The 22,750-nt window shown below is 73.2% G+C and carries 21 protein-coding genes and 1 tRNA gene; 9 read left to right on the plus strand and 13 right to left on the minus strand.

The window, feature by feature from the left end:
* Positions 1–59 precede the first annotated feature (59 nt).
* The 4 genes from ES689_RS09545 to ES689_RS09560 all read right to left on the minus strand — a co-directional run bounded on the left by ES689_RS09545 (position 60) and on the right by ES689_RS09560 (position 5,557).
* Positions 60–1,043: an NAD(P)-dependent oxidoreductase gene (locus tag ES689_RS09545; protein ID WP_146903363.1), complete on the minus strand. Its 984-nt coding sequence runs from the start codon at positions 1,041–1,043 to the stop codon at positions 60–62.
* Positions 1,040–3,907, minus strand: a complete 2,868-nt coding sequence (locus ES689_RS09550; RefSeq protein WP_223269499.1) for an alpha/beta fold hydrolase — start codon at positions 3,905–3,907, stop codon at positions 1,040–1,042. Before ES689_RS09550 ends, ES689_RS09545 begins: the two co-directional genes overlap by 4 nt.
* Positions 3,904–4,866, minus strand: a complete 963-nt coding sequence (locus ES689_RS09555; protein ID WP_255515951.1) for a 3-oxoacyl-ACP synthase III — start codon at positions 4,864–4,866, stop codon at positions 3,904–3,906. The genes ES689_RS09550 and ES689_RS09555 overlap by 4 nt, the downstream gene beginning before the upstream one ends.
* Before the next feature lie 409 nt (positions 4,867–5,275).
* Positions 5,276–5,557, minus strand: a complete 282-nt coding sequence (locus ES689_RS09560) for a hypothetical protein (protein ID WP_146903369.1) — start codon at positions 5,555–5,557, stop codon at positions 5,276–5,278.
* An 84-nt stretch (positions 5,558–5,641) separates the two neighbouring features.
* Here ES689_RS09560 and ES689_RS09565 point away from each other — a divergent pair, with 84 nt between their 5' ends.
* The gene (locus ES689_RS09565; protein WP_146903373.1) at positions 5,642–5,893 is read left to right on the plus strand and encodes a hypothetical protein; all 252 of its coding nucleotides are present in this window, start codon (positions 5,642–5,644) and stop codon (positions 5,891–5,893) included.
* A gap of 23 nt (positions 5,894–5,916) precedes the next feature.
* Here the strand turns inward: ES689_RS09565 and ES689_RS09570 are convergent, their stop codons facing one another.
* Complete coding sequence (locus tag ES689_RS09570) at positions 5,917–6,987, minus strand: FUSC family protein (RefSeq protein ID WP_146903376.1); 1,071 nt, start codon at positions 6,985–6,987, stop codon at positions 5,917–5,919.
* A 127-nt stretch (positions 6,988–7,114) separates the two neighbouring features.
* Between ES689_RS09570 and ES689_RS09575 the strand changes: the two genes are divergently transcribed.
* Complete coding sequence (locus tag ES689_RS09575; RefSeq protein ID WP_146903379.1) at positions 7,115–7,627, plus strand: MarR family winged helix-turn-helix transcriptional regulator; 513 nt, start codon at positions 7,115–7,117, stop codon at positions 7,625–7,627.
* A 56-nt stretch (positions 7,628–7,683) separates the two neighbouring features.
* Here the strand turns inward: ES689_RS09575 and ES689_RS09580 are convergent.
* Positions 7,684–7,757: transfer RNA gene (locus ES689_RS09580), tRNA-Thr, on the minus strand.
* 166 nt (positions 7,758–7,923) lie between these two features.
* Here ES689_RS09580 and ES689_RS09585 point away from each other — a divergent pair.
* Positions 7,924–8,106 (plus strand): hypothetical protein, encoded by a 183-nt coding sequence (locus ES689_RS09585; protein WP_123547894.1) that lies wholly within the window; start codon positions 7,924–7,926, stop codon positions 8,104–8,106.
* A gap of 27 nt (positions 8,107–8,133) precedes the next feature.
* Here ES689_RS09585 and ES689_RS09590 read toward each other — a convergent pair whose 3' ends face one another.
* Entirely contained in the window at positions 8,134–8,694 is a 561-nt protein-coding gene (locus tag ES689_RS09590; RefSeq protein WP_146903382.1) for a nitroreductase family protein, read from the minus strand.
* Positions 8,694–9,122, minus strand: coding sequence for a peptide-methionine (R)-S-oxide reductase MsrB (msrB, locus tag ES689_RS09595; RefSeq protein ID WP_146903667.1), 429 nt, complete (start codon positions 9,120–9,122; stop codon positions 8,694–8,696). Before msrB ends, ES689_RS09590 begins: the two co-directional genes overlap by 1 nt.
* 157 nt (positions 9,123–9,279) lie before the next feature.
* Between msrB and ES689_RS09600 the strand changes: the two genes are divergently transcribed.
* From ES689_RS09600 to groL, 6 genes are all read left to right on the plus strand, one after another.
* On the plus strand, positions 9,280–10,242 hold the full coding sequence (locus tag ES689_RS09600; protein WP_191330327.1) for a DUF2332 domain-containing protein: 963 nt from the start codon (positions 9,280–9,282) through the stop codon (positions 10,240–10,242).
* A gap of 90 nt (positions 10,243–10,332) precedes the next feature.
* Positions 10,333–10,626 carry a DUF3263 domain-containing protein gene (locus ES689_RS09605; RefSeq protein ID WP_223269500.1) on the plus strand — a complete coding sequence of 98 codons (294 nt, stop codon included), beginning with the start codon at positions 10,333–10,335 and terminating at the stop codon, positions 10,624–10,626.
* A gap of 25 nt (positions 10,627–10,651) precedes the next feature.
* On the plus strand, positions 10,652–11,266 hold the full coding sequence (locus ES689_RS09610; protein ID WP_146903388.1) for a LytR C-terminal domain-containing protein: 615 nt from the start codon (positions 10,652–10,654) through the stop codon (positions 11,264–11,266).
* A gap of 135 nt (positions 11,267–11,401) precedes the next feature.
* On the plus strand, positions 11,402–13,339 hold the full coding sequence (locus tag ES689_RS09615) for a hypothetical protein (protein ID WP_191330329.1): 1,938 nt from the start codon (positions 11,402–11,404) through the stop codon (positions 13,337–13,339).
* Positions 13,340–13,605: 266 nt separating this feature from the next.
* Positions 13,606–13,809, plus strand: coding sequence for a cold-shock protein (locus tag ES689_RS09620; protein WP_146903394.1), 204 nt, complete (start codon positions 13,606–13,608; stop codon positions 13,807–13,809).
* Positions 13,810–13,943: 134 nt separating this feature from the next.
* A complete protein-coding gene (gene groL / locus ES689_RS09625; protein ID WP_146903398.1) occupies positions 13,944–15,563 on the plus strand; it encodes a chaperonin GroEL in 1,620 nt (539 codons plus the stop codon).
* 418 nt (positions 15,564–15,981) lie between these two features.
* Here groL and ES689_RS09630 read toward each other — a convergent pair whose 3' ends face one another.
* From ES689_RS09630 to ES689_RS09650, 5 genes are all read right to left on the minus strand, one after another.
* Entirely contained in the window at positions 15,982–17,754 is a 1,773-nt protein-coding gene (locus ES689_RS09630; RefSeq protein ID WP_146903403.1) for a cell wall metabolism sensor histidine kinase WalK, read from the minus strand.
* Between the two features lie 67 nt (positions 17,755–17,821).
* Positions 17,822–18,514, minus strand: a complete 693-nt coding sequence (locus tag ES689_RS09635) for a response regulator transcription factor (protein ID WP_123355366.1) — start codon at positions 18,512–18,514, stop codon at positions 17,822–17,824.
* 102 nt (positions 18,515–18,616) lie between these two features.
* On the minus strand, positions 18,617–19,186 hold the full coding sequence (locus ES689_RS09640; RefSeq protein ID WP_146903406.1) for a hypothetical protein: 570 nt from the start codon (positions 19,184–19,186) through the stop codon (positions 18,617–18,619).
* Entirely contained in the window at positions 19,183–20,817 is a 1,635-nt protein-coding gene (locus tag ES689_RS09645; RefSeq protein ID WP_146903409.1) for a DNA repair helicase XPB, read from the minus strand. The genes ES689_RS09640 and ES689_RS09645 overlap by 4 nt, the downstream gene beginning before the upstream one ends.
* Positions 20,818–20,870: 53 nt before the next feature.
* Entirely contained in the window at positions 20,871–22,724 is a 1,854-nt protein-coding gene (locus tag ES689_RS09650; RefSeq protein WP_146903412.1) for a helicase-associated domain-containing protein, read from the minus strand.
* Positions 22,725–22,750 lie beyond the last annotated feature (26 nt).

Consider the following 22,750-nt stretch of genomic DNA (forward strand, 5'->3'; position numbering starts at 1 on the left):
CGCGGGCGGGAGGGCGCGCGGCCAGAGCGCACGGGTGCGTGAGGGCTCGAGCGCGCGGGTCAGACGGCGGGGCTGCCCGCGTCGTACCAGGCGGCCAGGCGGCGGAGGCCCTCGTCGACCGAGACCTCGGGCGTCCACTGCAGGTCGTGCTGCGTGCGCCGCTGGTCGAACCAGTGCGCCGTCGAGAGCTGCTCCGCGAGGAACCGTGTCATGGGCGGCTCGTCGGCGCCGGGCCGCACGGCCCAGACGCGCTCGACGAGCGATCCCGCGACCCGGGCGAGCCCGGCGGGCACGCGGAGGTGCGGCACCGGCGCGCCGCCCGCGGTGCAGATGCCCGCCATGAGGTCGGCGACCGTGCGGGGCTCCCCGTTGGTGATGACGTAGGCGCGGCCCGAGACGGCGTCGACCTGCTCGAGCGCGGCCGCGATGCCCGAGGCGGCGTTGTCGACGTAGGTCGAGTCGATCAGCGCGGCTCCGTGGTCGAGCAGCGGCAGGCGCCCTCGCCGGGCGCGTTCGACGATGCGCTCGACGAGCTGCGTGTCGCCCGGGCCCCAGACCAGGTGCGGACGGACGGCGACGACGCGCAGGTCGTCCGTGGCCGCGGCGAGGGCGAGCAGCTCGGCCGCCGCCTTCGTACGGGCGTAGTCGCCGCGTGCTCGCGCGGGCGACGCAGGGGCGGCGTCCTCGCCGACGATCGACGCGCCTCCGTGGGCCACCGAGGGCGACGAGACGAAGACCAGGCGGGCGACGCCGGAGGTGCGCATCGCGTCGAGCAGGGAGGCCGTGCCCCCGACGTTGACGGCCTCGAACTCGGCGGGGTCGCCGGCCAGCGAGACCTTCGCGGCCAGGTGGACCACCGCCTCCTGCCCGTCGACCGCCGCGGCGACGGCGGGGGAGTCGGTCATCGAGCCGGCGACGTCGCGCACCCCGGAGACGCCCGACGGTCGGCGCTGGAACGTCGTGACCTCGTGCCCGGCCGCCGCGACCTCCCGGGCGACCGCGCCGCCGAGCAGGCCGCTCGCGCCGGTGACCAGCACCCTCACGGGCGGCGCATCCGTCCGCCCGCGAGCACGGACTCCGCCCACGCCGCGAGGCGCGCGCGGTCGATCTTGCTGTTGTGGCGCACGTCGGTCGGCAGCGCGGGCACGACGAGCACGGCGGCGACGCGGTGGCCGACGGCGTCGTGGACGGCGGCGCGGACCGCGGTCGAGAGCTCAGGCGACGCGAGTCCGGGTCGCCTCGCGCCGGGAGACGCCTCCGCGACCACGACGACCTGCTGCGTGCCGGCCGGTCCGACCCCGACGACGGCGGCTCGTGCCACGCCCGCGAGCGACTCGACGACCTGCTCGGCGGCGACCGGGGTCAGGGGGCCGGAGGCGGTCGTCACGACGTGCGGCAGGCGCCCCTCGACCCAGAGCCGGCCCAGCTCGTCGACGTGCCCGACGTCGCCGGTGCGGTGCCAGCGAGCGGACGACCCTGCCGAGGAGGCGCCGGACCCGACTGCAGTACCGCTCACGTCGGTCGTGTCGCCCACGCCGGCCACGCCGCGCACGCTCGCCCGGTCGGTGAGCCACAGCCGGTCGTACCCGTGCTTGAGGTGCGGCGCGGACACGACGATCTCGCCCGTGACGCCGGCGGCGTCCGAGAAGTCGTCGGAGGCGCGCCCCGCCTCGTCGAGCGGAGCGATGCGCACCTGCACGGTCGCCGCCGGCAGGCCGACGCAGACGCCGTTCGCCGACGGGTCGCCCGAGGCGGCGCGGACCTCGTCGAGCGTGACATCGGTCATCAGCAGGCCCTCGGTCATGCCGTAGGGGGTGTGGGGCACCGCCCCGGGCATGAGGTCGCCCGCGGCGGCGAGCAGCGTCGCCGACACGGGGGCACCGGCCGACAGGAACGTCGACACCCCGGCGAGTGCGCGGCGACCGGCGTCGTCGAGCTCGTCCGCGGTGGCGACGACGTTCGTGAGGGCGGCGGGGGAGAGGAAGACGACCGTCCCGTCGACCGCCTCGGCCGCCGCCGCGACGGCGCGGGCGGTCAGCGTGCGCGGCGAGGTGACGTCCATGTCGGGCGTCACGCTCGTCGCGCCGAGCGCGGGCCCGAGCAAGGCGAAGGGAGCGAAGCCGGCGACGAGGCCGGTGCCGGGCCCGACGCCGTACCGGTCGGCGAGGGCGTCCCGCAGCGCCGTCAGCTGACCGTGCCGGTAGACGACGCCCTTGGCAGGCCCCGTCGAGCCGGACGTGAAGAGGATCGCGGCGGGTGCCTCGGCAACGGGCGGATCGGGCAGCTCGGCCATCGCCTCGTGCGCGCGGCGCCCGAGGGCGGCGATCTCGGGCAGCGAGGTCTCGACGCCGAGCGAGCGCGCCAGCACGGGCGAGAGGCGCTGGGTCGAGACGACGCGGCCCGGCCAGCCGAGGGCGCGTGCTGCCGTCAGGCCGGGCAGCTGGCCGATGACGTGGTCCGGCCACGCGCCGCGCACGGCGCGGGTGAGCCCGCGGACGCCGAGCCCGGCGTCGGCGACGACGACCACGGCGCCGATCCGCACGCAGGCGTAGAGCACCGCCGTGAGGTCGGCCCCGGGCTGCACGAGCAGCGACACCCGGTCGCCCGGGCGCACGCCGTGCTTGCGGAGGCCCAGCGCGATCTCGTGCACGCGTCGGCTGAGCAGTCGCCAGCTCACCCGGCGGGGGCCGGAGCCGCGCGCGGCGCCGTGCGGCACCATCTCGATCAGCGCGGCGTCGGGGCTGTCGGCCAGGGAGTCGAGGTGCGACCAGAGCGGGCGGTCCTGGACGGTGCCGGGCGCCTCCTCGGTGGTCGTGGACGCCGTGCCTCGCGGGTCGGTGTCCGCGGACGCCGTGGCCGTCGCCGCGGGACCGCCGCCAGCCGAAGAGGCTCGGCCGACCTCCGACGAGGAGGCGCGGCCCGGTCCCCCGGGGAACCGGTCGCCCAGCCAGGTCAGCACGGCGGCCGCGTAGTCGACGTCCTCGGCGATCATGTGCCCGGCGCCCTCGAAGCGGTGCACGTCGGCGTGCGGGAGGCGGTCGGCGAGGTCGTCGAGGTAGCGGTCGCCGAAGATCGGGTCGCGCGGTCCCCAGAGCATCAGGCTCGGCACGGCGACGTCACGGAGGGAGGCGGCGATGCGGTCGAGCTCGGCACGGCTCGGGTGCCGCCGGTCGACCGGGATGTCCGCCACGAAACCGCCGACGCCGCCGCGGCGTGCGGCCGTCAGGTAGGGCGCCCGGTAACCGGTGCGGACGGCGTCCGTGAGCCTCGGCCGCGCGAGCCCGAGCGTCACGTCGATGAACCCGGTCGTCGCGACGGTCGCGCGGCCGAGGACGCCACGGGCGAGCGTCAGGCGGAGGGGCGCCGGGATCGGCTCGTCGGCCGCCTGGTGGATCGCCGTGTTGAGCATCGTCACCGCGGCGAGCTGGCCGGGGTGGTCGACCGCCCAGCCCATCGAGACGACGCCGCCCCAGTCGTGGCCGAGGGTCACGACGGGGCCGTCGAGGCCGAGCTCGGCGGTGAGCGCGGCGAGGTCGGCGACTCTCTGCGGCAGGCCCCGCTCGACGCCGGTCCGCTCGGAGAAGCCCATGTCGAGCTGGTCGACGGCGACGACGCGCCACGCCGGCCGGCCGGCCACGGCGGCCTCGGTCGCCTGCGCCACGAGTCGGCGCCAGAGGTACGACCAGGTCGGGTTGCCGTGCACGCAGAGCACGGTGCCGACGGGCTCGACCCCGAGTGCCTCGAGGGCGGCAGCGTTGTCGAGGAGGTGCCAGGTGCGCTCGACGCGCTCGGCGCCTCCTGCAGGGACGGTCACGAGCCGCGACCACGACGGGTCGAGGCCGTCGAGCCCGGCCGGGGGGAGCGTCGCGGGCGACGTCGCCCGCGCGGCCGAGGGGAGCCGACTCACCAGGCGAGCTCCATCATCGCGGTGTTGATGCCCGAGCCGACGCCCATCAGCAGCACGCGGTCTCCCTTCGAGAGGGTGCGCGACTCCTCGACGAGCGTGATCGGGATCGACGCGGGGCCGACGTTGCCGAGCGTGGGATAGGTGAGCGGGACGCGCTTGCGGTCGATGCCGGCGGCCTTGACGAAGGCGCCGGTGTGCACGTCGCTGACCTGGTGCATGATGTAGCGGTCCATGCGCTGCCAGTTCCAGTCTCGGGCCGCCTCCTTCCAGGCCGAGACCACGAGCTCCATGCCGCGCTTGAGCAGGGCCTTCGCGTCGGTGAACATGCCGTCGACGCTGCCGACGCAGAGGTCGTAGTTCTCGGTCGCGGCACGGGTCACGCCGCCGAGGATGCGGTGCCCCTCGGGGTGGCGGTCGGCACGGCCGATCACCGCCGCAGCAGCGCCCGAGCCCAGCGTGAGGCTCGCGAACTCGCTCATGAAGTCGTCGCGCTCGTAGCCCTTGGTCAGCAGGCGGTCGATGGTGTTGACCTGGACGTCGTCGGCGTCCTCGCCGTCGATGATCACGGCGTAGTCGATCTGGCCGGCGTCGATCAGCTGCGCGGCGAGGGTCATGCCGTTGACGAAGCCGAGGCACGCGTTGGCGATGTCGAAGTTCGTCGCCGACGAGGGCAGCCCGAGGCCGTGGTGCAGCCGCACGGCCACCGAGGGCTCGAGGTGCGGGCGCGTGACCGAGGTGTTGATGAGCAGGCCGACCTGGTCGGGCCGGACGCCGGCCTCGGCCAGGGCGCGTTTGCCGGCGTCGATCGCGGCCTCGTCGAAGCTCTGCCCCTCGGCCCAGTTGCGCCGCTCGTCGACGCCCGCGACTCGCTGGAGCAGGCCCGTGGGCAGCTTGAGGCGCTTGAGCACCGGCCGCAGCTTCTCGTCGATGCTCGCCGAGGTGGTGACGCGGGTCGCCATCGTGCTCGCGACGCTGAGGAGCGCCACGTTGCGGTGACGCGTCGTGGCGTTGCCGGCGCCGACGGCGGGGACCGCCGCGTCGTCGTGTCGGGCGGGTGCGGCCCCGGCGTCGCGCTCGGCGGCGTCCCGTTCCGCAGCGTCGGCCTCGAGGGTCGCGGCGTCGGCTCCGAAGAGGGCGGCGTCGGTGGGCGCCGCGCCTGTCGTGGCGTGTCCTGTCAACGGGACTCCCTGTCGAATTGTCTCGGGCGTGTGCACCGGCTCGGGCGACGAACGGTGGTCGTCGGCAGCCGGGAGATCGTGAGCACCGGTCGGGTGCATCGGTCGAGTTTACGGCGCAGTTCTCTGTGCGGTTGCCAGGATCGCGGGGCACGAACATGCCCTCCGGGGCATGTCTCGCCGCCGAGGCGCGTCAGGCGCTCGGGTCGCGGGGCAGCCGGACGATGCGGCGGCGGCCGCCGAGGGTCCACCAGATGACGTCGACGACCGCCCACACGGTCGCGGCGGCGGCCACGACGAGCAGGAGGACGGCGACGACGGTCAGGCTGCCGCCCCCGACGAGCAGGCTCGTCGTGATGCTCGCCGCGAGCAGGGTCGCGGAGAGGACGGTCAGGACCGGGCGGACGAGTCCGCCGTCCTTCGTCAGCAGCCAGTTCGGCACGTCGGGATCGACGCGCACCTGTCGGGTCCTCACGGTGGCCTCCTGAGCGCTGGCGAGTCGTGTCGTGCCGTCCTGCCGGCGGCTCGGTCGAGGATACGTCGTCCCTAGACTCGCTCCATGAGCGAACTCCGCCGCCCCTGGTTCACGCTGACGAAGAACGGCTCCGTCCTGCCGGCCGTCATCGAGGTCGTCCTCGGCGCGCTCGGGCTCGTCGTGCAGCTGCTGACCATCACCTCCGGCGGGCCGGTCGAGACGATCACGCTGATCGTGTGCGTCGTCGCCGTGCTGCTGGTCGCGCAGGGCGTCGCGGACCTGGTCTGGTGGTCTCGGGGCGACCGGCGGGCGCGCGCCCAGTCCGACGCCTCCTAGAGGCGTCGGCACCGCGCCCGCGCTCAGGCGGGTGCACGGCGGAGCCGGTGCGTCGCGAGGAGCACCAGCACGACGACGCCGACCCCGATCGCCGTGTCGGCGGCACGGGCAGCGACCAGGGCGCCCACGTCGACCTGGCCGCCGGCGATCGCGGGCATGCCGAGAGCCATCGGCGTGATGAACACGAGGGCGAGGCCGTAGTTCCGCGCCACGACGAGCTCGGTCGCGAACTGGAGCACCCCGAACGCGACGACGAGCGCGACGGCGGGCGGCTGCCAGACGAGCAGCAGCGCCGCGAGGCCCAGCCCGACGACCGTGCCGAGGAGGCGGTGGCCGGCTCGGAGCAGCTGCCCCGACGTCGCCCGTCCGACGACGGGCACCACGGCGGAGACCATCGCCCAGTACGGGTTCTGCAGCCCGAGCCCGACGCTGATCAGGCCCGCACCCAGGGAGGCCACGAGGCACACCGCGGCGTGCAGGAGGGCGCGTCGGAGGTCGACGACGGCGGCCGTCCGACGGAGGGCGACGGCGCCGGGCTCGGCCAGGGCCAGCCGGCCGGGACGCCGGACGAGTCCGACGAGCGAGGTCGCGAGGGCGAGCAGCACGCTCAGCGACGACACGACCGCCGCGACCCCGATGCTCGACGGCTCAGCCGGGACGAAGGCGCAGACGCCGAGCCCGAACACCGGGAAGAGGGGCCCGGGCGGGTTCCAGCCGCGCACGTCGGCGACCACCGAGGCGAGTCCCGCCACGAGCGCCACGACCGGCACCAGGGCGACGGCGGGCAGGGACGCCGCCGACAGCGCCGTGCCGAGCACGACGGCCGCGACGAGGAGGGCGCCTGCCTCGAGCTGCATGCCGAGCCGCGGCACCCGACCGAGGCCGCGGCCGAACGCGGAGGCGAACGCGCCGAAGGTCGCGTAGGGCGCCCACTCGGCGTGCCCGATCGCCACCAGCACCGCGAGGGGCAGCACGACCGACACGGCCACGCGGAGCGCCGGCAGGTGGGCGCGGTCGTGGGGCCCCACGCGCAGCAGGTCGCGGGGTCGCGGGAACGGGCTGTCGGAGGCGGCGGAGAGCGGGCGGGACGGCACGGTCGAGAGGTCCTCTCGTCGGGAGCGCGCGTCGTCGGGTGCTGTGGTCGGTGAGGCGCGGCGGCAGGCGCAGGGCGAGCCGGGGCCGGAGAAGTAGTTTACCCGTGAATCAAAGTAGGGTCGACCCGTGACTGATCAGACCAGCGTGCCGCGCGCCACCACCGACGCCCTCGACCTCGTCCACGACCAGTGGAGCCGGCTCCGACCCGACCTCGACGTCTCGCCCGTGCTCGTCGTGGGGCGCATCACCCGGCTCGCCCGGATCATCCAGCGTCGCAGCGACGATCTGCTGGGCGACCACGGCATCGGCCGCACCGACTTCGACCTGCTCGCCGCGCTGGTGCGCACCGACGTGCCCACGTCGCCGGGTCGGCTCGCGGAGCAGACGCTGCTGTCGCCTCCTGCGGTGACGAAGCGGCTCAGGGGCCTGACCGCCGCGGGGCTCGTCGAGCGCTCCGAGAACCGCGCGGACGCCCGCGGCTACTTCGTCTCGCCGACGGCACGGGGTCGTGAGCTGCTGCACGGGGTGCTCGACGCGCAGCTCGACCTCGAGGGGGCGATGACGGCGTCCCTCGATCCGGCCGCCGTCGCCGCGGTGACCGCGGGGCTCCGGTCGATGCTGCTGGACCTCGAGGACTGAGGCCCGCAGGACATCGAGGAGGCCCCGCCTCGCCGGGGGCGGGACGGGGCCGGGGGAGCCGCCTGTCGGATTCGAACCGACGACCTTCGCTTTACAAGAGCACTGCGCTACCGGACTGCGCCAAGGCGGCGGGCGGGACCATCTTACCGACAGGGCGACGGCGAGGCGACGGGCCGAGGTGCGGAGTGCGCGTCGCGCAGGATTGGCGTCGGCCCCGGGGAAGTGGTGAAGTAGGAGCTGCAGCGACCCGTGCGGTCGCGCCCGGTCGCCCCGGGCACCGACCACGAGGAGCTCCCATGACCAACGTCCTGACCGCCATCGGCTCGATCATCCTGCTGCTCGCGAGCTTCGCGCTCTTCGCGTACTCGTTCGGGCAGGACGAGCCCAACGCCTTCGTCTTCTTCGCGGGCATCGTGCTGATGACCGGCTCGTTCTGGCTGCCGATCACCGTCGTGGGGCAGAGCCGCAAGTCGTGGTAGGCGCAGCCTGGTAGATCTGCTGCTGGCCTAGGCCGTCTCCGAGCCCGGTGCGCTGACGAAGCGCCCGGGCTCGAGCAGCTTGCGGGGCTTCTCGTCCCGCTCCGTCCGTCCGCCGACGTAGAGCCAGCCGAGCAGCTTCTCGTGGGGCGCGAGCCCGTGGGCCCGGTGCACCGCCTCGTGGCGGGTGTCGGTGCCGGTGCGCCAGAACACGCCCCAGCCCTCGTCGTCGAGCACGAGCGACAGCAGGTGGGCGACGCCCGAGGCGACGCTCTCCTGTTCCCACTCGGGCACCTTGCGGCTCTCGACCGGCGAGAGCACGACGGCGAGGACGAGCGGCGCCCTGAGCGATTTCTGCTCGAGCTTGTCGGACGACTTCGCGTCCGCGCCGCTCGCCTCCGCGAGCCCCCGGCCGATCAGCAGCCGGTCGTCGCCGCGCAGCTCGATCAGGCGCCACGGGCGCAGCGACGAGTGGTCGGCCACCGTCGCCGCCGCCTGCACCAGCTCGAGCAGCTGTTCGTGCCCGGGCGCCTCGTCGGTGACCTTCGAGCGGGACCGTCGCCGGCGGGCAGCGTCGGCGACGGCGCCCATCAGGCGCCGGCCTGGTCGCCGGTCGGGGTGCCCTCGGCCTTGAAGTCGAGCGAGATGGAGTTCATGCAGTAGCGGTCGCCGGTCGGCGTGCCGAAGCCGTCGGGGAACACGTGGCCGAGGTGCGACCCGCAGGTGGCACAGCGGACCTCGGTGCGGACCATGCCGAGCGAGTCGTCCTCGATCAGCTGCACGGCCTCCGGGTCGACCGACTCGTAGAAGCTCGGCCAGCCGCAGCCGCTGTCGAACTTGGTGCCGCTCTTGAAGAGCTCGGCACCGCAGGCGGCGCAGGCGTAGATGCCGGCACGGCTCTCGTCGAGCAGCTCGCCCGTCCACGGGCGCTCGGTCGCCGCCTGGCGAAGCACCTGGTAGGCCTGGGGGTCGAGCTCACGGCGCCACTCTTCGTCGGACTTCTCGACCTGGTACGACACGGGCTCGTTCGCCATCGTGCACTCCTCTGCGTCAGGGGGGACTCGCGGCCGTGAGGGCCTGCTCGTCGGGGACTCCCCATTGAACACCGCGCCGCCGACGCTCATTCCTCGCCGCCGCCTCCTCGGGGCTGCCTCCCAGGGGTGCGAGACTCGGCCGGTGACACAGTCGCCGACCCTCTCCGACCGCTTCTCCGCCTACGCGGACGCCGTCCTGCGCGAGGGGTCGCCGAGCTGGGCGGCCGCGGCCAGGGGCGTCGCCGACGACGCCGAGGTGCTCGCGCTGGTCGAGCGAGCCGAGGAGGCGCGGCGCCAGCCGGTGCTCGTGCTCGCGGTCGCGAGGTGGCTGGGCGCGCCCCTCGGTCCCTGGCCCGATCTGCGACGCTGGCTGCTCGACCACCAGGAGCGGTTCCTCGACGAGCTCGGTCGCCGGCTCACGCAGACCAACGACGTGCGACGGACCAGCCCCGTGTCCCTCGCCCTCGCCCGGGTCGCGGGGCCGGTCGCGTTGCTCGAGGTGGGCGCGTCGGCCGGCCTCGGGCTGCTGCCCGACCGGTACGGGCACCGCGCGGGCGGCGTCCGCTGGGGCGACGCCGCAAGCCCCGTGCAGCTCGACGTCGTCGTGCACGGCGACCTCGGCGAGGTGCGGCTGCCCGAGGTGGTCTGGCGCGCCGGCCTGGATCTCGACCCGCTCGACGTCTCCTCCGCCGCCGACGTGGCCTGGCTCGACGCGCTGCTCCCGCCCGGGGCGCCGGACCGGGCCGCGCTGCTGACGCAGGCGGTCTCGGTGGCCCGCGCCGCGCCTCCTCGTGTCGACCGGGGCGACGCCGTCGACGACCTCGCGCGCCTCGCGTCCGAGGCGCCGGGGGACGCGACGCTCGTCGTCGTCTCGACGGGCACCCTCGTCTACCTGCCCGGCCGTCGTCGACAGGAGTTCGTCGAGGCGGTGCGCGGCCTGGGCGCCCGGTGGATCTCGTACGAACGGCGGGGCCTGCTGCACGCCGTGCCCGTCGCGGTGCCGGACGGGACGCCCGACGCCGAGTCCTTCGCCGTGCTCGCGCTGGACGGTCGCGCGCTCGCCGTCGGCGACGCCCACGGCACGCGTCTGTGGACGACCGGCTGACGACGCGAGCCGACCCGGCGAACCGCCCGGCGCCTCCCCGGCTGCTCGGTCGCCCGCCCCTAAGCTGACCAGGACCGAGAGGGCAGGGCAGTGGACGACCAGGGCAGCGGCAGCGGGGACGTGCGCACGAGCGCGCTGTCCGAGCGCGAGCGCGCCCTGCTCGACTTCGAGCAGCACGCGCCTGCCTCGCCCGGACTCAAGGAGGCGGCGGTGCGGCGCGAGCTCGGCCTCACCACCGCGCGCTACCAGCAGATGCTCGGCTCCCTGCTGGACAGACCTGCTGCACTGGCCTACTCGCCCATGCTCGTGGGGAGGCTCCTGCGACTGCGCGACGAGCGCTCGCGGGCGAGGGCCGCCCGTTCGTTCGGGCCGACCGACCGCTGACCACACGGAAGACCGACACCACACCATGGCGAAACACCCCCGCGACCGATTCGACGAGGTGCCCGCGGACCTGCACAGGGTCGGGGCCCACCGCGCCGAGGCGCGCCGAGGCCGCGGCTGGGTGGTCTTCGCCTGGTGCGCCCTCGCGGTCGGCGTGCTCGTCGGCGCCGGCGTCGTCTACCTCGGCGTCGCGAACGACAGCTTCCAGTTCGTCTCGCCGACCTCGGACGAGACGGCAGAGGCCGGCTCCGGCACGCCGAGCGACGGGGCGAGCGACGGGGCCGGCGACGACGCGACCGACGACACGGCGGCCCCGACGACGCCCGCCGAGACCGTCGCCCCCGCCGATCCGGCGTCCGTCGACCCCGACGTCACCACGATCACGGTGCTCAACGGCACGACGACGAGCGGGCTCGCGGGCCGCGCGTCGCTCGCCCTCGCCGAGACCGGCTGGACGGTGGCAGGCCAGGGCAACGCCGACGGCACCGTGGCCACCACGGTCGTCTACTACGCCGACGAGGCGGACGAGGGCGTCGCCCTGGGGGTCGCCCGCGACCTCGGCACGACGACCGTCGAGCTGAGCGACGCGTTCCCCGACTCGTCGGTCACCGCCGTGCTGGGGGCGGACTACACGCCGTAGTCGTGCGGCCCCGGTACTTCTGACCCGGGCGACGCGGTCCTCCTGGCGGATGTCCGGCCCGGACCCGGCTCCCTAGCGTGAGGTCTCGTCGCGCAGCGCACCCAGGCGCTGCGCCTGATGAGAAGGGTGCCGCCAGTGCCGATCAGTCCTCCCCTCCGACGCCGACGCCGGCGGCCCGGCGTCGTTCTCGCCGCCCTGATCCTCGGGGTCGCGCAGCTCGCGGTCGCCCTCGTCCCGGTGGATCCCGTCATCGACCGGCTGCGGGAGGAGCACCAGCTCGTCTACCGGTCGGACCAGCGGCACCCGACCGAGGTCTTCCCGAGGGGCTTCGAGCCGAACGGGACGGGGACCAACGAGAACCTGCTCGACCACGTCGCCGGCCTCAGCAACGGCGACGACACCGCTTTCGTGTCGACCACGACCGATCTGGGGTTCGCCAAGGACTGGCAGGCCAACGCGTGGGTGTACGAGATCGTCCCCGCCGGCGACTACGTCGACGTCACCGCGACCTTCGAGGCGGCAGCAGGCACGGCGGACGAGGCAGTCCGGACGGAGGCGGACCGACTGCTCCGCGAGTACGGCTACCAGAGCGAGTGGGCGGCGGTCGGGGACATCCCACGGGCCCACGTCGTCTCGGCGGTGCCGGTCGTCGAACGGGACGGCGAGTACGTCCTGGACGAGGGCGGCAGGCTGCTGAACGTCGCGTTCGACGCCGATGTCACGCCCCGTGCCGCTCGCGTCCTCGATCCCGAGGAGCTCGCCTTCGTCCCCTGCACAGCCTCCCCGCAGTCGGCGGGGCGGCTCACCGCAGGGTGCCGCCGGACCGTCGACCCGGGAGAGGTCCGGGAGCGGCACCGGGCGACGTGGGAGGAGTCCGGCGGCACGGCCGACCTGTCCCTCGACGCGTCAGAGGTGGCGCGGGGCGACAAGGTCATCGCGCCGCTGCCGGAGTCGGCGGCGACCCTCGACGCCCTGGCCCGCGGGGCCGGGGACGCATCGGACGGCGCCTGGGTCTCCGAGTTCGCAGGGGCGCTCGAGCGCGACCTGGACACCCTCGAGGAACTGTCCCTGAGCACCCGCCTCCTGGAGAGGGTCGGTGGCGCCTCGGCACGTGCGCTCTCGGCGGGTGCGGAGTTGCTGCCCTACGCGGGTCTCGTGGCCACCGGCTACGCCCTCGAGCAGGACGTCGCGTCCGGCGACGACACCGACCTCCTGTTCGACGGGATCGCCGAGGGGCTCCAGGTGGCCGAGGCCGCGCAGCCCGAGTTCGTCCCGTTCGTCGAGGTCGCCCTCGTCGTCGACATCGCGGTGCAGCAGATCGTCGACGTGGTCCGGGACGCATTCGGGCCGAGCCCGGCCCCGCCGGCCTGGGAACGCGAGGCGCGGAAGCGCGAGGAGGTCCATCGAGCTGCGTGGGACGACGCGCCCCTCGCCCTGCGACAGCACTTCCAGGACGAACTCGAGACGCGCATGCGTGAACGGGTGCGACAGTCGGTCGAGTGGACCGTCGGCCCCCGGGTCGACGGCGCGACCCGACACGACCTCTCGCTGCTCGACGCGGCACGCCGAGCTGCCCGGACGGAGGTCTTCCGGACGACCTACGCCGTGGCGAAGCAGACCGGTCAGCCCGTCGCGTCGCGCGCCGCCGCCCTCGAGGCCGTCGACGAGGCCTTCCGGGCCCAGGCCGACGACCGCGTCCGCGCCCGGGGAGGCCAGCTGCTGGATGCCGCCGACGTGCTGGCGGCCCAGACCTTCGCGGAGACGGTGAACGGCCGCGGCCTGGTCCGCTACGAACACGAGTTCCACCAGACCGTCGCGACTCCGTACGTGCAGGCACTGAGCGACCGTCTCTGGTTCGACTTCGTGAACGAGACCCGGCCGCCCCGCGTCTTCAGCCCGAAGCAGCAGGCCTTCTTGGACGCGAAGTACGCGGAGGAACGAGAGGTCAAGCTCGGGGAGATCCGCGCCGTCGACTTCGCGGCCGGCCTCCCGTCGCCCGGGGGGCGGATCCTCGCGGAGGACGCCCTGCTGAGGTACGTCCCCGACTGGAGCGAGCTGTACGCGGGCTGGTGACGCGAGCGCGGTCTGCGTGCTCGGGGGCGCCTCCTCGTCGACGCTCTGCGATCGCCCGGCAGCCGCGGTGTTGCCGCCGCGTTGCCCCGATGTTGCCACCGCGTTGCCGAACGTGTTAATTCGTCAGTTCTGACGGGTGAACCGCCGCCCCGGGGCTTCTCCAGGCCTAGGCGACCTGCCTAGTGTCGTGTCCTGGTCGGCACCGGCACGACCTCACGCGCGGCACGACCGCGCGCGGCACCGAGAACGGCAAGGGGAGCGGCACCATGGCACAGGGCACCGTCAAGTGGTTCAACGCGGAGAAGGGCTACGGCTTCATCACCGTGACGGACGGCGGGCAGGACGTCTTCGTCCACTACTCGGCCATCGACATGAGCGGCTACAAGGTCCTCGAGGAGGGCCAGGCGGTCGTCTTCGAGGTCGGCACGGGCGACAAGGGCCCGCAGGCGGAGAGCGTCCGCCTGGCCTGACCCCCGTCGAGCGTCACGAGGTGCGGGGCTCACTTGCACTCCATAGGTGAGAGTGCCAGAATCGTCCCTGGCACTCGCCGTTGGTGAGTGCCAATGCTTCTGCTTCATGACGTCCGGGAGGGACGAGGAAACACATGGCTAAGATCATTGCTTTTGACGAAGAGGCCCGTCGTGGCCTCGAGCGCGGCCTGAACATCCTGGCCGACGCGGTGAAGGTCACGCTCGGCCCGCGCGGCCGCAACGTCGTGCTCGAGAAGAAGTGGGGCGCCCCCACCATCACGAACGACGGCGTCTCCATCGCCAAGGAGATCGAGCTCGACGACCCGTTCGAGAAGATCGGTGCCGAGCTCGTCAAGGAGGTCGCCAAGAAGACCGACGACGTCGCCGGCGACGGCACCACCACCGCCACCGTGCTCGCCCAGGCTCTCGTCCGTGAGGGCCTCCGCAACGTCGCCGCAGGCGCCGACCCCATCTCGCTCAAGCGCGGCATCGAGAAGGCCGCAGCGGCCGTCTCGGCTCAGCTGCTCGCCGACGCGAAGGACATCGAGACCAAGGAGCAGATCGCGGCCACCGCCTCGATCTCCGCCGCCGACCCCACCATCGGCGCGCTCATCGCCGAGGCCATCGACAAGGTCGGCAAGGAGGGCGTCGTCACCGTCGAGGAGTCGAACACCTTCGGCACCGAGCTCGAGCTGACTGAGGGCATGCGCTTCGACAAGGGCTACCTGTCGCAGTACTTCGTGACCGACCCCGAGCGCCAGGAGGCCGTCTTCGAGGACGCCTACGTGCTCATCGTCAACTCGAAGATCTCGAACATCAAGGACCTCCTCCCCGTCGTCGACAAGGTGATCCAGAGCGGCAAGCAGCTGCTCATCATCGCCGAGGACGTCGACGGCGAGGCGCTGGCGACCCTGGTCGTCAACAAGATCCGCGGCATCTTCAAGTCGGTCGCCGTCAAGGCCCCCGGCTTCGGCGACCGCCGCAAGGCCCAGCTGCAGGACATCGCCATCCTCACCGGTGGCCAGGTCATCGCGGAAGAGGTCGGCCTCAAGCTCGAGAACGCGACGCTCGACCTGCTCGGTCGTGCCCGCAAGGTCGTCATCACCAAGGACGAGACGACCATCGTCGAGGGCGCCGGCGACCCCGAGCAGATCGCGGGCCGCGTCCGTCAGATCCGCTCGGAGATCGAGGCGACCGACAGCGACTACGACCGCGAGAAGCTCCAGGAGCGCCTCGCCAAGCTGGCCGGCGGCGTCGCCGTCATCAAGGCCGGCGCGGCCACGGAGGTCGAGCTCAAGGAGCGCAAGCACCGCATCGAGGACGCCGTCCGCAACGCGAAGGCAGCCGTCGAGGAGGGCATCGTCGCCGGTGGTGGCGTCGCTCTCATCCAGGCCGGCAAGACCGCTCTCGCCGAGCTGCACCTCGAGGGCGACGAGGCGACCGGCGCGAACATCGTGCGCGTCGCCATCGACGCTCCGCTGAAGCAGATCGCCTTCAACGCGGGCATGGAGCCCGGCGTCGTCGCCGACAAGGTCCGCGGCCTGCCCGTCGGACACGGCCTCAACGCCGCGACCGGCGAGTACGTCGACATGATCGCCGCCGGCATCATCGACCCCGCCAAGGTGACCCGCTCTGCGCTGCAGAACGCCGCCTCCATCGCTGGTCTGTTCCTGACCACCGAGGCCGTCGTCGCCGACAAGCCCGAGCGCAACCCGGCCCCGGCCGGCGACCCCACGGGCGGCATGGACTTCTAGTCCGCGCTGCACCAGCTGCACCAGTCACACCGCAAGGGCGGCTCTCCTCCGGGAGGGTCGCCCTTCGGCGTTCGGTGCGAGTGCGTGCGCGGGTGCGTCTGCGCTCGTGCCGGTGCTCTTCCGCAGATGCCGACCAGGCGCTGTCTTGCGTGTTGCAACAACGGGAAGAGCCGCTGTTGTGGGCGAGCAGGTCGGCATGTGCGGACCACCGGGTGCGCGGGAGCCGCAGAACCCGACCGCAGCGTACTGAGAGGCCCTTTCTGCACCCGGAATCTCCGTTACCGGGCGCTCGTTTGTCGGCATGTGCAGAGACCCCACGATCTGCGAGGGATCCGCGCGGCGCGTGCCTCGGCGACCGGCCTCTGCGGCGTCCGGACGGCGGATCACGCGCGAATTGCGGGCACGGCCCCGGAAGCGACTAGGAGGAGGCGGGCGTCGTGGGCGGCTGCTCGCCGGCAGCAGCTGGGGCAGCACCAGCCGCGGCAGCAGCTCCACCGGCACCGGCGGCGCCGGCGTCCGGGAGGAGGGGCAGCGCCACGCGGAAGGTCGCACCGCCCCCGGGGGTGTCGAAGACGTCCACGCTGCCGCCGTGCGCCGAGACGATGCCGGAGACGATCGCCAGGCCGAGGCCCGAGCCGCCCGTGTCGCGGGTCCTCGACGAGTCGGCACGCCAGAAGCGCTGGAAGATCTTCTCGCGGATCTGCGGCGGGATGCCCTCGCCGTGGTCGACGATGTCGATCGTCGCGACGCCGCGACCGGGATCCGACTGCACGGCCAGCTCGATGGGGCTGTCGTGCTCGGTGAAGCGCATGGCGTTGCCCATCAGGTTCGTGATGACCTGACGCAGCTTGTTCTCTTCGCCGAGCACCACGGCGGGAGCCTGGGGCCCGTGGCCGGAGGGGTCGCCGGCGAGCTCGTCTCCCACGGGCTCGCCCGCCCTGACCGCTCGGGCCCTGAGCCCCCGGAGGCGCGCGAGGGTCGCGCCCGCGAACGAGATGGCTCCTGTCGACCCGGGCGGCACGGCCGCGGCGTCGTCCGGCGCGGCGGGCGCGGCGACGTCCGGCACCGCGTCGGGGACGCCGCTGACGACCGGGTCGTGCACGACGACGGCGATGTCGCGGTCCGGGTTGGACGCCATCGTGTCGAGGGCGGAGTCGCGGGCGATGGCGACCAGGTCGACCGGGCCTAGCTCCAGCGGCTTCGACTCGTCGAGACGGGCGAGGGCGAGCAGGTCCTGAACGAGGACGCCCATCCGGATCGCCTCCTTCTCGATGCGGTCCATCGCCTGGGCGACGTCCTCCGGCTTGGTCAGGGCGCCCATCCGGTAGAGCTCGGCGTAGCCGCGCAGGCTGACGAGCGGCGTGCGGAGCTCGTGGCTGGCGTCGCCCACGAACCGCCGCATCTGGTCGATGGTCCGCGACCGGTCGTCGAACGCCGAGTCGATGCGGCTCAGCATCGTGTTGAGCGAGCGGTTCAGCCTGCCTACCTCGGTGTTGGGGGTCGTGGAGTCGAGCCGCTGGCTGAAGTCGCCGTCGGCGAAGCGAGCCGCCGTCGCCTCGACGTCGCGCAGCGGGGTGAAGGTCGACGTGACGAGCAGGCGCGTCAGGGCGGCGCCGAGCACGACGACCGAGACGCCGAAGCCGAGGAAGATGCCGCTGAAGCGACCGATCACGGCGTTCGTGCTGGCCAGGTTCGTGCCGGTGACGATGGTGGCGTCGATCTGCTCGACGACGCCGGTCGCCTGGTCGCGCTGCGTCAGCGTCGTGTCGTAGGCGTAGACGCGCCACTGCTGGTCGTGGTCGGAGTTGTAGACGCTCATCGGCTCGGCCTTCGATCCTGCTGCAGGCAGGTCGACGGCCGAGAGATCGGGTCCCGTGCCGCCCTTCAGCTCGTCGGCGTTGTCGCAGAGGCGGGTGCCGTCCTCACGGAACAGCGCGACGAAGCTGCTGCTCGTGGCGCCGAACGTGACGGTGCACGACTGTGCGTTCGTCGCGCTGGGGGAGGCCGCCGTGAAGCCCTCGGCCGCCGACTTGAGCGACAGGTCGACCTGGCCGTAGAGGTACGTGCTGAGCACGGTCATCGTGCCGAGGCCCGCCACGAGCAGCCCGAGGGTCACCAGGGTGACCGTGATCCCGGTGATCTTGGTCCGGATGGAGATCTCGTTCCACCACTGCGACAGGCGTTCGTGCATGAGTAGCGAAGATACCGGTGGCGCCTGGGAGCCGAGGCTCCCGGGCGCCGCCGGTGGTCGTTCCGCGTCAGGCCTTGGCGGCCTTGAGCATGTAGCCGAAGCCGCGCTTCGTCTGGATGATCGGCTCGGCGGAGAACTGGTCGAGCTTGCGGCGCAGGTACGAGATGTAGCTCTCGACGATGCCGGCGTCGCCGTTGAAGTCGTACTCCCAGACGTGGTCGAGGATCTGGGCCTTCGACAGCACGCGGTTGGGGTTCAGCATGAGGTAGCGGAGCAGCTTGAACTCGGTGGGGCTGAGCTCGATGGCGGTCTCGCCGATGGTGACCTCGTGGGTGTCCTGGTCCATGGTGAGCTCGCCGGCGCGGATGATCGCGTCCTCGTCCTCGTTCATGGTGCGGCGGAGGATCGCCTTGATCCGGGCGACGATCTCGTCGAGGCTGAACGGCTTCGTCACGTAGTCGTCGCCGCCGACGGTGAGGCCCGTGATCTTGTCCTCGGTGTCGTCCTTCGCCGTGAGGAACAGGATCGGCGACGTGTAGCCCGACGAGCGGAGGCGCTTGGTCACGCCGAACCCGTTCATGTCGGGGAGCATCACGTCGAGAATGATCAGGTCGGGCTCTTCTTCGAGGACCGCGGAGATCGCCTGGGCGCCGTTGCCGACCGCGCGCACGGCGAAGCCGGCGAACCGGAGGCTGGTGGTCAGCAGGTCGCGGATGTTGGGCTCGTCATCGACGATGAGAATCTTGGGGCCGTCACTCATGGCCCCAGTATCTGTCCGCGGCCTCGGTGTTCCCTGTGAGTCGTGAGTGCGCCGACCGCGTGCGAGCAGCGAGCGCGCCGTCAGTGAGCCGTCAGCCGACCGTCAGCGATCCGCGTCGTCCCACTCGGTGTTGGGCACGAGTGCGATCCGTGTCGTGAGCTCGAGCAGCTCGTCGGGCACCGCGAGCGTGAAGGCGACGCCGTCGCGCTGCTCGAGCACGGCCGTGTAGCCGGAGGCGCGGGCGATCTCCCATCCCGGGAACCGCTCGACCGGGGCCGTGACGACCCGCGCCTCCTCGGCGTCGTCCAGCTCGCCGAGCGCGCTGAGGCCGGCGTAGAGGTGATCGACCACGGGAGAGCCCGCGAGCAGGTCGCTGCGCTCGAGGACCTCGGGGTCGCGCGTCCAGGTCACGACGCTGAGGCTGGCACCGGCGTGCAGTCCGCCCTGCACCTCGTAGGTGCGCTCGACGGACACGACGACCGTGTCGTCCCACGGGGCCGTGCGCGAGCGCTGGCCCCGGTACTCCACGGCCTCGTGGTCGAGGGAGGCGACCAGCGGTCCGAAGGCCGCCCACGGCGACTGGTCGGCCAGGAACACGCGGCGCAGGCCGTCGCGCCAGAGCTCGTCGTCGCCGAGGGGGACGTCGCCGGGCCCGAGGTCGGCCCCGGTCACGCGGCCAGCACCGGGGAGTCGAGGATCGTGTAGCTGTAGCCCTGCTCGGCGAGGAACCGCTGACGGTTCTGCGCGAAGTCCTGGTCCACCGTGTCGCGGCTGACGAGCGTGTAGAACGACGCGGGCAGACCCGACTTCTTCGGCCGCAGCAGGCGCCCGAGTCGCTGAGCCTCCTCTTGCCGCGAGCCGAACGAGCCGCTGACCTGGACCGCGACCGTCGCCTCCGGCAGGTCGACCGAGAAGTTGGCCACCTTCGAGACGACCAGCACCTTGATCTCGCCCGAGCGGAAGGCCTGGAACAGGCGCTCGCGCTCGTCGATCGGCGTCGCGCCCGTCAGGGTCGGGGCGTCGAGCACTTCGGCGAGCTGGTCGAGCTGGTCGAGGTACTGGCCGATCACGAGGATCTGCTCGCCCTCGTGCCGCTCGACGAGGTGCTTGACGACGTCGAGCTTGGCGGGGGCGGTCGCGGCGAGGCGGTACCGCTCGTCGTCGGGGGCGGCCGCGTACTCGAGCCGGTCCTGCTGCGGCAGGTCGACGCGGACCTCGAAGCAGCTGGCGGGCGAGATGTAGCCCTGCGCCTCGATCTCCTTCCAGGGGGCGTCGAACCGCTTGGGGCCGATCAGGCTGAACACGTCGCCCTCGCGACCGTCCTCGCGCACGAGCGTCGCGGTGAGGCCGAGGCGGCGGCGTGCCTGCAGCTCGGCCGTCAGCTTGAAGACCGGGGCAGGCAGGAGGTGCACCTCGTCGTAGACGACGAGGCCCCAGTCGAGGGCGTCCAGCAGCGAGAGGTGCGTGTACTTGCCCGCACGGCGCGCGGTGAGGATCTGGTAGGTGGCGATGGTGACCGGCTTCACCTCCTTGACGGAGCCCGAGTACTCGCCGATCTCGTCCTCCGTGAGGGAGGTGCGCTTCAGGAGCTCGTCGCGCCACTGCCGTGCGCTGACCGTGTTCGTGACGAGGATGAGGGTGGTCGTGCCGGCGGCGGCCATCGCCCCGGCCCCCACCAGCGTCTTGCCGGCGCCGCAGGGCAGCACCACCACGCCCGAGCCGCCCGAGAAGAACTCGTCGATGGCCTGCTGCTGGTAGCCGCGCAGCTGCCAGTCGGTCTGGTCGAGCTCGATCGGGTGCGGGGTGCCGGGCGTGTAGCCGGCGTGGTCCTCGGCGGGCCAGCCGAGCTTGACCAGCTGCTGCTTGATCTCGCCGCGCGCCCAGGGCAGCAGCTCCCACACGGTGTCGCTGCGGCGGACGCCGAGCAGCTCGCCGATCTTCTTGACGCGGGTGACCTCGCGCAGCACGGCGTCGTCGGTGCCGCGCAGCACGAGCGTCTCACCGTCGCGCTCGATCACGATGCGGCCGTAGCGCGCGACCGTCTCGGCCACGTCCACCGTGACGCTCTGCGGCACGGGGAACTTGCTGTACTTCTCGAGCGTGCCGAGCATGTCCTCTGCGGTGTGGCCCGCGGCGCGCGCGTTCCAGAGGCCGAGGCGCGTGATGCGGTACGTGTGCACGTGCTCGGGGGCGCGCTCGAGCTCGGCGAACACGCTCAGGTCGTGGCGCGCGTCCTCAGCCTGAGGGTGCGCCACCTCGAGCAGGACGGTGCGGTCGCTCTGCACGATCAGGGGGCCGGTCATGAGGGTCGAGTCTAGGCGCGACCTGCCTGGGGACGGCCCAGCTCGACGCCGGCCTAGCTCGACACCGAGACGACGTGCGACAGCGGCAGCGTGCGCTCGACGTCGGACTTCTTGTCGCGGCCGCGCACCCGGCCGCCGCCGACGCCGGTGGGCTCCATCAGGAGCTGGCTCGTGCTGCCGTCCGGCATCGCGATCGCGATCGTGACCGTGAGCCTGCCCTTGACCGCGGCGTCGAGCTGGCGCGTGATCCAGGCGCGATCCGTGGTCTCGCTGCTGGCCTCGCTGCCGGCGGTGAGCCTCTCGACCATGTCGCGCACGGCGTCCCGCGGCGGGACGGGCGTCGGCCGGTGCAGGCGCCGACGCGCCGGGGGAGCGGCCTCGCCGTCGTCGTCGACCACCACGACCGGGTAGCGCTCGTCGCTCAGCGCCCAGAAGACCGTGTCTCGGTCGAACGTCGTCGCGACGCGTCGGGCGTCGACCCGCTGCAGCGCGAGGGGCGCCAGGGCGTGGTCGACCTCGAGGGTGTCGACGCTCGTCCGCTCGTCGGAGCTGACGACGGTGACCGCTCCGGCAGGCAGGTCGGCGCCGCCCACGACGCGCTCGACCCGGTACCGGCCGTGTCGCTCGGCCGACTGCTGGAGGAGGTAGTCGAGCGGCTGCGGCACGCCGGTGAGGCTGATGCCCTCGAGGAACGACCGGAGGCTGTCGGCGGTCTCGCCCGCGGTGAGCGCGCGCTGGATGCCGCCCTCGGTGATGCGGTAGGTGGCGGCGAGCCCGGAGCTCTCGACGTCGGCGATGACCCGGAGGCGGGCGTCCAGCCCCGGGGCCAGCGGACCGGGCGCGACGACGGTGAGGTCGTGCTGCAGGTACACCTGCTCGATGGCGTCGGGCAACAGGTCGGCCACGCGTGCCCTGGCCGCCTCCGGCCCTTCGCGCAGCAGCGCGATCGCGGCCCGGGTGGGCGCCGTGCCGCTCGTCAGCCCGAGCAGCTCGGCCGCCCGGGCGAAGACCGCGAGCCTGTCCGGGATCCACGCCTCACCGGCCGGGTAGGCCCATCGTGCGTACTCGGTGAGGGGCTCGCCCCACGAGGTCTCGACGCGCTCGTGCAGCACCGCCAGGATCTCGGCGGGGAGCGAGGCCAGCCACGCGCGGGTCAACGACTCCCACCGGTCGGGCCACGAGGACGCGAGCCAGGCGGCCGCCTCCTGCGTGCTGGCGACGCCGTCGGGGCCGGCAGCCGCGAGGCCGGCGCGCGAGGCGACCGCCACGACGGTCGGGACGTCGTCGACCTCGAGACGTGCGGCCTCGGCCAGGCGCCGCACCTCGGGCAGGGCGAGGCCGCCCTTGGCCAGTTCGCGGGCCGGCGACCGGTCGAGCGCGCGGAGGATCTCGGCGACCTCGATCACGACCGCGTAGAGCCGCTCGGCCGAGCGCGCGTCGGTGGCGTCGCGGTCGACGTCGGCGACGGCCTCGAGCACGACGGGCGGGTGCTCGGCGCCGAGCCGGTCGGGCGAGAGCGCGGGGTCGTCGTCGAGGCGGTCGCCGACGCCGTCGAGGGTGCTGACGCTCGCGCCGGGCCCGTCGCCCTGGCGCACGACGAGGAACAGCTCGGCGAGGTGGTCCACGGCGACGGCGACGGCGCCCCTGGCCACCTCGAAGACGGCGTCGATGCGCCCGACGAGCGCGTCGAGGTCGCCCGGAGTGCGGGCCGCGTGCAGCACGAGGAGCTCGGTGCGGTCGAGGTGCGAGAGCGCGTCGCGCACCGACGACGGGTCGAGCAGCGTGTCGGCGAGGTCGAAGGCGTCGTTCACCGAGGAGGCGCGGAGCAGACGCGAGGACAGCAGCCGGACGAGGTCGTCGGGCGCGGAGGAGCGGAGCACGCCCGCGAGGTCGAGTGCACTGGACATGGGCATGGCCTCCTGGTGGTGAGCAG

It is taken from the genome of Frigoribacterium sp. ACAM 257, from assembly GCF_007954365.1.
In the GTDB taxonomy this organism is placed as follows: Bacteria; Actinomycetota; Actinomycetes; order Actinomycetales; family Microbacteriaceae; genus Frigoribacterium.

Coding starts and splice junctions, on each gene's coding strand:
- ES689_RS09635 (WP_123355366.1), bottom strand. CDS start 18,514: ATGAGTGACGGCCCCAAGATTCTCATCGTCGATGACGAGCCCAACATC.
- ES689_RS09645 (WP_146903409.1), bottom strand. CDS start 20,817: ATGACCGGCCCCCTGATCGTGCAGAGCGACCGCACCGTCCTGCTCGAG.
- ES689_RS09585 (WP_123547894.1), top strand. CDS start 7,924: ATGACCAACGTCCTGACCGCCATCGGCTCGATCATCCTGCTGCTCGCG.
- ES689_RS09565 (WP_146903373.1), top strand. CDS start 5,642: ATGAGCGAACTCCGCCGCCCCTGGTTCACGCTGACGAAGAACGGCTCC.
- ES689_RS09590 (WP_146903382.1), bottom strand. CDS start 8,694: ATGGGCGCCGTCGCCGACGCTGCCCGCCGGCGACGGTCCCGCTCGAAG.
- groL (WP_146903398.1), top strand. CDS start 13,944: ATGGCTAAGATCATTGCTTTTGACGAAGAGGCCCGTCGTGGCCTCGAG.
- ES689_RS09555 (WP_255515951.1), bottom strand. CDS start 4,866: ATGGCGACCCGCGTCACCACCTCGGCGAGCATCGACGAGAAGCTGCGG.
- ES689_RS09630 (WP_146903403.1), bottom strand. CDS start 17,754: ATGCACGAACGCCTGTCGCAGTGGTGGAACGAGATCTCCATCCGGACC.
- ES689_RS09650 (WP_146903412.1), bottom strand. CDS start 22,724: ATGTCCAGTGCACTCGACCTCGCGGGCGTGCTCCGCTCCTCCGCGCCC.
- ES689_RS09610 (WP_146903388.1), top strand. CDS start 10,652: ATGGCGAAACACCCCCGCGACCGATTCGACGAGGTGCCCGCGGACCTG.
- ES689_RS09620 (WP_146903394.1), top strand. CDS start 13,606: ATGGCACAGGGCACCGTCAAGTGGTTCAACGCGGAGAAGGGCTACGGC.